This window comes from Adlercreutzia sp. ZJ473 (assembly GCF_013185065.1).
Taxonomy (GTDB): Bacteria; Actinomycetota; Coriobacteriia; order Coriobacteriales; family Eggerthellaceae; genus CAAEEV01.
Window position 1 is genome coordinate 1 of sequence record NZ_JAAVTO010000075.1, and the last position, 8691, is coordinate 8691.

General features: G+C 64.8%; 5 protein-coding genes and 1 pseudogene. 5 read left to right on the forward strand and 1 reads right to left on the reverse strand.

The window, feature by feature from the left end; translation table 11 throughout:
• Positions 1 to 899: 899 nt before the first annotated feature.
• Complete coding sequence (locus tag HRL41_RS11035) at positions 900 to 2633, forward strand: DUF262 domain-containing protein (protein WP_172137074.1); 1734 nt, start codon at positions 900 to 902, stop codon at positions 2631 to 2633.
• Between the two features lie 12 nt (positions 2634 to 2645).
• On the opposite strand, the gene HRL41_RS11040 is transcribed toward HRL41_RS11035, so the two are convergent.
• On the reverse strand, positions 2646 to 2906 hold the full coding sequence (locus tag HRL41_RS11040) for an ORF6N domain-containing protein (protein WP_172137075.1): 261 nt from the start codon (positions 2904 to 2906) through the stop codon (positions 2646 to 2648).
• A gap of 643 nt (positions 2907 to 3549) precedes the next feature.
• Here HRL41_RS11040 and alr point away from each other — a divergent pair.
• From alr to HRL41_RS11060, 4 genes and pseudogenes are all read left to right on the forward strand, one after another.
• Positions 3550 to 4770 carry an alanine racemase gene (gene alr, locus HRL41_RS11045; RefSeq protein ID WP_371808844.1) on the forward strand — a complete coding sequence of 407 codons (1221 nt, stop codon included), beginning with the start codon at positions 3550 to 3552 and terminating at the stop codon, positions 4768 to 4770.
• Between the two features lie 267 nt (positions 4771 to 5037).
• Entirely contained in the window at positions 5038 to 5634 is a 597-nt protein-coding gene (locus tag HRL41_RS11050; protein ID WP_172137078.1) for a uracil-DNA glycosylase, read from the forward strand.
• Between the two features lie 301 nt (positions 5635 to 5935).
• Positions 5936 to 6754: pseudogene (locus HRL41_RS11055) on the forward strand (sulfide/dihydroorotate dehydrogenase-like FAD/NAD-binding protein); the annotation flags it as partial.
• 276 nt (positions 6755 to 7030) lie between these two features.
• The coding region (locus HRL41_RS11060; protein WP_172137077.1) for an FAD-dependent oxidoreductase at positions 7031 to 8691 on the forward strand (1661 nt) is incomplete at its 3' end.

Below are 8691 nucleotides of genomic sequence, written 5' to 3' on the forward strand. Positions count from 1 at the left end.
GGATGCGGTGGCAAGACCACGCAGGTGCTCTGCACAATTCTTCTGAACCATGCCGCATCCGCTGACCGAGCGGCCCGAAGCGCATCGCTTCGGCGATACGATATTAGCTCTTCGGCCCCGTAGTGTTTTTCTTCGATTCCGTGCTGCCAACTTGTTCGAGCTGCCCAGGGGCCACGTTGTCCGTTTCTCCAACGAGCTGCCGGAGAAATACGCTCCCTGCTTCGTTGGCATAGAACCGATGTCACTTCTTCATGTGCCACAGGTTCGTGGTGCTGAACCCCTTGGCGTTTGGGAGCTCGCTTTGCAGATCGAGGCTCACCTGCTCGACGATGCCATCGCGCATGCGCTTCGCCTTTCTCGGCTCCATGTGCAAATGCAACAGCTCGGCAAGGGCAGCCTTCTCGTCACGATACTGCGAGGGTAGCCCCTCGACTGATTGTTTGGAAACACTCTGCGAATCTGCCGCATCCTTCGCGCTGTGCGTGTCGAGGTTGCGCGAAGAAAGTGCCGGCTTCGCCTTTCACGATCACATGCTCATCAAATCTAAGGGCAGGTAATCATTGGGGGAGAAGTACGCTAGAGGCCTCATTGATCTAACGCCGAAGTACAGGAAAAAGGTAGCTGCTGAGGTTGCTGCTCTCCGATGTCGCCTGCTTTCTTTCTTCGCGCTCGATTCGGTCTAGCGCTGCAGCAGGCTTCGTCATTCATCTTGCACGGCCTTTCGCCATCAGTTGGGTATAGACGAACAATGCCGCATCCAAACTGGCGAAGGCGTAGTTGAGTGGTGCCACAGATTAACCTATTGGCCGCAATGCTGAGCCGCAGGCTAATCCAAAACGCAACACTTCGCGATAAAATGACTATAGATTTGCAGGTGCAAGCCGTAAAGGATCGTGCAGATGTCGAAACTCAACATCGACCAAAAGACCATCAAGGATCTTCTCACAGCCAAGAAAGCTGATTTCCTCATTCCCGACTATCAGCGTCCCTATGCATGGACCGAAGATGAGTGCGGGACTCTTTGGGATGACCTTTTCGCTTTCGCGCTTCCAGGCGAGGGAGAGGAAGAATTCGACGAGAATGAAGAGTATTTCCTCGGCCCTATCGTGACGTTCCGCAACACGGATGACAAGCTGGAGATCATCGACGGTCAGCAGCGCCTTACCACCATCATGCTGCTGCTTCGCGCCTTCTGCTCGAAGTTCGAGTTCATGAAGGACACCGACTCCAAGACCATGCACGCCGACCTTGAGACCTGCATCTGGAAAACAGGTGCTCTCAACAAGGTCGACAAGACTAGGCTCAAGATTGATTCCGAAGTTGCCTCAGACAAGGACAAAGAAGAGTTTCTTTCCATCCTCGGTACCGGCGAAGTTAAGGCTAGCCAGAAGAGCAAGTATGCCAAGACCTTTGCCTTCTACCAGAACAAGATCTCGGAGCTTGTGAGCAAATACCCAACGTATGTGGCTATCTTCGTCTGGCGTATCCTCAACAATGTGATTCTCCTGCCTATCGAGGCCGAATCCCAAGGAACAGCTCTCCGCATCTTCTCGACGCTCAATGACCGCGGTTTGCCGCTGTCTGACGCAGACATTTTCAAATCGCAGTTTTATAAGTTCTTCTTCGGCCGCAGCGAGAAGGATCGCTTCGTCGAGCGCTGGAAGGCGCTGGAAGATATTGCTGACAAGATCTTCAAGCCGTCGCGCGGGACGCCCATGGACGAACTCTTCACGCGCTACATGTACTATGAGCGGGCCAAGCAGGGCAATCGCAACACTACGACCGAGGCCCTACGTAACTTCTACGAACGCGACTCGTACAAGCTGCTCAAGTCAGAAGAGACGCTTGAAAATCTCGAGGCCCTCGCGGCGTTCTGGCTGGCCGTATCCGAGCAGGATGATCAGGTGTTCTCTAAGCGGGTACTTCGCCGACTTTTCGTACTCAACTATGCGCCGAATGGCATGTGGGCTTACATCGTTTCCGTCTGGTTCATGACTCACAAGGATGAGGAAGGCAAGCTCGACGAGGTCGAGTTTTACAGGTTTTTGCACAAGATCACGGCCTTCATTTGGGCTTATGCGATTGAGCGTCCAGGTGTCAATTCACTGCGCACGCCCGTGTACCCCGAGCTCATTCGTATCGTCAACGGCGAGGAGGTTGAGTTTGTCGAGCATCGTTTTGACCGCGAGGCGCTGTACGGTCGCTTCATGACATACGCTTTCAACAACGGTCGTCCAATCACGCGCTCCATGCTCGCGTGGTGGGCTTTCGAAGATGAGAAGCAGCCGCTTCTTGAATTAAGTACGGTTTTTGAAATCGAGCACATCTACGCAAAGAAGCGCGCGGAAGTTGAAAATGGCGACAAATCGAAGCTCGAATCCTTGGGCAATAAGGCGCTGCTCGAGAAACGCATCAACATTCGCGCGTCAGACTACCGGTTCGAGGACAAGAAGAAATACTACCGAGGTTTCGAGAGTGCACGCGGGTACCGCGAGGGTACGGGCAATCGGGAGCTTTTGCTGATGGCTGATGGGCAAAGCGACTTCACCATGCAGGCGATTGACGATCGCACAGAGAAAATCATCGATTCCTTCATGGACTATCTTGGTGCAAACAGCTTACTGCTGGCCTAATACTATTCGCCGTCAAATTGTGCCGGTCTCGCTTCTGAGCACGGCAGAGAGCATTGCCACGCCCTGTTCGGTGAACATATTTGGGAGCTTGCGGCGTCCGCCGCTGCCCTCTGCCTGTTTTGAAGTCACAGTTTGTGACTTCAAAACCTCCCACTCGTCCTTGTTCAGCTGAAAGCAGAAGTGTTCGGGAAAGCGTCCCTGGTTGCGACGAACAGCTTGGTTGATGATCCTGGTTTCAACCCCGTAAAGCATTGCGAGATCGCTGTCCACCATTTGCCTGCACTCCGCGAACCGTGTATATCAGGTCGCGTATGGCCGGCTCGTTCGCGGGGACGATGGTGACCGACGCGTCTTCTTCCGCCTCCACGGGCCTGGCGGATAGGGTCTTCGATGGTCGTGGGCGGGGTTCGAAGCGACGACGCAGTATGCCGCGAGGCTGTCTCGCGCCGGCGGAAGTGCGGGCTGTCAGGCGGCATGCCGTCGAACGGCACGTCGCGCCCCGGTGCCCTTGCGTCCACGTAGCCGTCGAACGGCACGCTGCATCTCCGTTCCCCTGCGTCCTGTGGGCCCCGCGTCGCGTTGCGTTCGGGGCGGGGCTTTTGCGCTATACTGCTGGGATGTGATTCGGCGAGCCGCTGCCTTGCGCGCAGCGGCGCAGGTGTGAGGCAAGAGGAACATGAGCGACATTCCCAACGGATTTACCAGCAGGCCCCGTCACGACGCGGGCTTCGTCTCGGCGAGCGACGCCATCAAGAAGGCAGAGGCCGAGGCGGCCGCGAAGGCCGCGAGCGCCCCGCGCGACGCATCGGCCTCCCGCGCGGCGAGCGCCGGCTGGCAGGTGCCCGGTGCGCGCGACGGCGAGGGCAAGCCCGACGGCGTCTGGGGGAAGCCCTCCGCCCCGGCGGCGTCTCGAACCATGGGCCAGTTCCTCGCCGCGTCCGAGGCGGAAGGCGCCGCCCCCAGCTTCGACCCCGACAAGCTGGCCACCATCCCCGAGACGGACCGCCGCTGGGCGTGGGTCGAGATCGACCTGGCTGCCATCCGCCACAACGCCATGGCGGTGAAGAGCCGCCTCGCGCGCGGCTGTCGCCTCATGGCCGTGGTGAAGGCCGACGCGTACGGCCACGGCGCGGTGCGCTGCGCCAAGACGGCGCTCAACTCGGGCGCGGAGTACCTGGGCGTGGCAACCGTCAACGAGGCCGTGCAGCTGCGCGAGGCGCTGGTGAACGCGCCCATCCTCATCCTGGGCGAGCCCCCCATCTCCTCCATCCCGCTGCTTCTGGCGTACAAGATCATGCCGAGCGTCTACACCGCGGAGTTCGCCATCCAGTACGCGGAGGCGGCCGACTCGCTGGGCCTGCGCGCGCCGTTCCACCTCAAGGTGAACACGGGCATGAACCGCATCGGCGTGCGCCACGACGAGGTGGTGGCCTTCATGCACCAGGTGGGCTTCCACCGCGCGCTCGACCTGGTGGGCACGTTCACGCACTTCGCCACGGCCGACTGCGCCGAGACGCTCGACTTCCAGATCCAGGCGAAGCGCTTCCTCGAGGCGGTGAACGCCCTGCGCGCCGCCGGCGTCGACCCGGGCATCGTGCACGCGGCCAACTCGGCGGCGGGCATCCGCTATCCCGAGGTGCACTTCGACATGGTGCGCCTGGGCATCTCGCTCTACGGCTTCTACCCGTGCCCCGAGACGTACGGGGAGATCGACCTGCGCCCCGCCATGAGCGTGCACGCGCGCGTCACCGACGCCAAGCTCGTGCCCATGAGCGAGGGCGTGAGCTACGGCATGCACTACCGCAGCCCCGGCTCGGTGAAGATCTGCACGGTGCCCATCGGGTACGCCGACGGCCTGCGCCGCGGGCTGTCCGGCAACACCGACTTCATCGTGGACGGCAAGGCGTTCCGTCAGGTGGGCAACATCTGCATGGACCAGTGCATGTTCGAGGTCGATCTGCGCACCTACGCCACGCGCCGCCGCGTGGACCCGCAGATCGGCGACGAGGTGCTCATCGTGGGCGAGGCGGGCGACGCCGTGGTGACCATCGACGAGATGGCCGACAAGCTGGGGACCATCCAGCACGAGATCGCCATCGGGTTCGGCTGCTCGCGCCTTCCGCGGATATACCGGTAGGTCGATGTGCTCGCCCTGCCGCTGCGGCTTCGCGCGACCCCTGGGCCCTGGTCAGCTGAGCTGCTCAGGACGCGCCCTCTCGGGCGCATGACTGGTCCTGAACGGTCCACAGGACCGTTCATAGTTTTGGGCGCGGCGCGGTGCGAAGGCCGCTTGGCCTAGCGGCGGGGCTGTCTCGGGCATCGTGCGAGCCCTCGCTGTCGTTGCGAACGACAGGGGAGCGATGGAGAGAGAATGGCAAGAAGGGGAAGAAGAGAGAGCATGGGCATTCCCAAACCGCATATTCCGCTTGAGCAGATCCGCGCGGACGTGGAGGCGTGCCGCCGCTGCCCTCTGGCTGACGGGCGCACGCAGACGGTGTTCGGCGTGGGCAACCCGGACGCGCGCGTGCTCATCGTGGGCGAGGCGCCCGGCAAGAACGAGGACCTGCAGGGCGAGCCGTTCGTGGGCGCCGCGGGCAAGTACCTCAACGAGCTTCTGGGCATCGCGGGCCTCACGCGCGACGACGTGTTCATCGCGAACGTGCTGAAGTGCCGCCCGCCGGGGAACCGCGATCCGCGCCCCGAGGAGATCGAGCTGTGCACGCCGTTTCTGCGTGAGCAGACGCGCACCATCAACCCGGAGTTCATCGTGACGCTGGGCAACTTCTCGACGAAGTTCATCCTCAAGACCGAGGTGGGCATCACGCGCCTGCACGGCACGCTGCAGCGCGCCGGCCGCTTCAAGGTGTTCCCGATCTTCCACCCGGCCGCCGCCCTCTACGACGGCAGCAAGCGCCTCGCGCTGGAGAACGACTTCGCCACCTTGGGCGAGCTCCTGGGAACCCGTCCGCCGCGCGAGGCGGAGGGCGCCTCGGAGCAGTAGGCGCGCAACCAGGGCCCGCGCGTCGGGTGACCCGCTGGTTGCGGGCTGGCGGATGCAGGTCGCGTCGGCGAGCTGGCGCGCGCGTCGGGGCGCCGTATTCCGCCGCACCCAGGCGTTCGCGGGCCGCTATCTGCAGCTGAAATGCCGCCATAAAATAAACCGTTGGTGAACGCAATCGGCACGCTCGCCGATTGCGGCTTTGCTATACTGTAAGCTTCCGAAACGCGAGACCGCGAGCGCAAGGGGAGCCGCTTCGCAACGCGCCCGCGCGTTTTCTGCATGCGAAGAAGAAGGGCATCATATGTACCTTATCAAGAGCGTGGAAGCACTGAACGCGGAAGTGACCCGCATGGTCATCTCCGCTCCCGAGATCGCCAAGAAGATCAAGCCGGGGCAGTTCATCATGTTGCGCATCGACGAGGAGGGCGAGCGCATCCCGCTGACCATGAACGCGGCCGACCCCATCTCGGGCACGGTGACCATCGTGTTCCAGGCGGTGGGCGCGACCACCATGCGCCTGGCCACCCTGCAGGCGGGCGACACCCTGCTCGACTTCGTGGGCCCGCTCGGCAACCCCACCGAGCTCGAGGGCGCGCGCCGCGCGTGCGTCATCGGCGGCGGCCTGGGCACGGCCATCGCGTACCCGCAGGCCAAGTGGCTGCACGACCACGGCTGCGAGGTCGACGTGATCACGGGCTTCCGCACGAAGGACCTCATCATCCTCAAGGACGAGGTCGAGGCGTGCTCGAGCCGCTCGATCATCATGACCGACGACGGCTCGAACGGCAACAAGGGCGTGGTCACCGAGCCTCTGCGCCGCTGGATCGAGGAGGGCGCTGACTATGACCTGGTGCTGGCCGTGGGGCCGGTCATCATGATGAAGTTCGTGGCGCTCACCACGAAGGAGTTCGGCATCCGCACGCTCGTGTCGATGAACCCGATCATGATCGACGGCACGGGCATGTGCGGCGGCTGCCGCGTGAAGGTGGGCGACGAGTACCTGCACGCCTGCGTGGACGGGCCCGACTTCGACGGGCATCTGGTGGACTACGACGACGCCATGCGCCGCAGCGTGATGTACCGCGCCTACGAGGGGTCGGCGCGCAAGAGGATGTCGAAGCAGCTGGCCAGCGAGGCGCGCGACTGCGACGTGATGGCGGCGCGGCGGGCTGCGGAGCGCGCGGCGGAAGAGGCCGCGGCCGGGCCGCGGAGGGCGGCGCGCATCACGCTCGACCCCGAGATGGAGGCCAAGCTGGCCGCCATGGATCCCCCGAAGGCCGCCAAGGTGCGCGCGGCCCTGGAGGCGAAGGCGGCGCGCGATGAGGCCGCGCGCGCGGCGAGCCACGCCGAGGCCACGGGCGCGGGCCAAGCGGTGTACGGAGAGGGGGAGTAGGCCATGGCGAAGGTCCTCAACTACAACCGCCAGGGGTACAAGACCCCCATGCCGGTGCTCGACCCGCTCGAGCGCGCACACACGTTCTCCGAGGTGACGCTGGGCTACAACGCCGAGCGCGCGGTGAACGAGGCGCGCCGCTGCATCCAGTGCAACTCGAAGCCCTGCGTGGCGGGCTGCCCGGTGGGCGTGCCCATCCGCGAGTTCGTGGCGCTCATCGCCCAGCGTGACTTCCCGGGCGCGTACGCGGCGGTGAAGGACGCCAACGCGCTGCCCGCCATCTGCGGGCGCGTGTGCCCGCAGGAGTCGCAGTGCGAGGGCGTGTGCATGCGCGGCCAGAAGGGCGGCGAGCCGGTGGGCATCGGCCGCTTGGAGCGCTTCATCGCCGACTGGGCCGACGACCACGCGCAGGAGGCGGCCCATGCGCTGGCCGCGCGGCGCGCGGCGCGCGCTGACGAGGTGCGCGCGGCTCAGGCGAGCCAGGGCGCAGGCGATGGCGCGGACGCGGCGGACGCGGCCGTCGGCGGCACGACGAGCGCGGGCGAGCACAGCGAGATCACGCCGCTCGGCGGCAAGGCGGTGCCGGTGATCGTGCCGGGAACCGACCTGTCCGGCAAGCGCGTGGCCGTGGTGGGCTCGGGCCCCGCGTCGCTCACGTGCGCGGGCGAGCTGGCCAAGCACCACGCCGACGTCACGGTGTTCGAGGCGCTGCACGAGGTGGGCGGCGTGCTCACCTACGGCATCCCCGAGTTCCGCCTGCCGAAGAGCCTGGTGGCGCGCGAGGTGGCGGCCATCGAGGCGCTCGGCGTGAAGTTCGAGGTCAACACCGTGGTGGGCAAGCTCTTCGACGTGCGCGAGCTTCTGGACGAGCGCGGCTTCGACGCCGTGTTCGTGGCCACGGGAGCGGGCCTTCCCAGCTACATGGGCATCGAGGGCGAGGGCCTCAACGGCGTGTGCGTGGCGAACGAGCTGCTCACGCGCGTGAACCTCATGAAGGCGTACGAGTTCCCCGCCTACGCCACGCCGGTGCACGCGGGGCATCGGTGCGTGGTGGTCGGCGGCGGCAACGTGGCCATGGACGCCGCGCGCACGGCCAAGCGCCTCGGCGCCAACGTCACGGTGGTGTACCGCCGCGGGCGCTCCGAGATGCCCGCGCGCGCCGAGGAGATCCGCCACGCCGAGGAGGAGGGCATCGCGTTTCGCACGCTCACCAACCCGGTGAAGCTGCACGGCGACGAGCAGGGCTGGCTCACCGGCGTCGAGGTGGTCGACATGGAGCTCGGCGAGCCCGACGAGAGCGGGCGGCGCCGCCCGCGGGCGATCGAGGGCTCGAACCACGTGATCCCGTGCGACATGTACGTGATCGCCATCGGCAACAAGACCAACCCGCTCATCGCGCAGACCACGCCGGGGCTCGACACCACGAGCCGCAACCTCATCGTGATCGACGAGGAGACGGGCGCCACGTCGGTGCCGGGCGTGTTCGCGGGCGGCGACGCCGTGAGCGGCGCGGCCACGGTGATCCTGGCCATGGGCGCGGGCAAGCGCGCGGCGGCGGGCATCGCGGCGTACCTCGCGCCCGAGGGGCCGGCTGCCGCGGCGAGCGCCGCAGATGCCGGCGCGCTGGCGGATGCTGCGAGCGCTGGCACGCTGGCGAATGCTGC

Excerpts from the sequence above, each read along its gene's own strand:
- HRL41_RS11040 (WP_172137075.1), bottom strand. The coding sequence starts at position 2,906 with ATGGTGGACAGCGATCTCGCAATGCTTTACGGGGTTGAAACCAGGATC.
- alr (WP_371808844.1), top strand. The coding sequence starts at position 3,550 with ATGGGCCAGTTCCTCGCCGCGTCCGAGGCGGAAGGCGCCGCCCCCAGC.
- HRL41_RS11035 (WP_172137074.1), top strand. The coding sequence starts at position 900 with ATGTCGAAACTCAACATCGACCAAAAGACCATCAAGGATCTTCTCACA.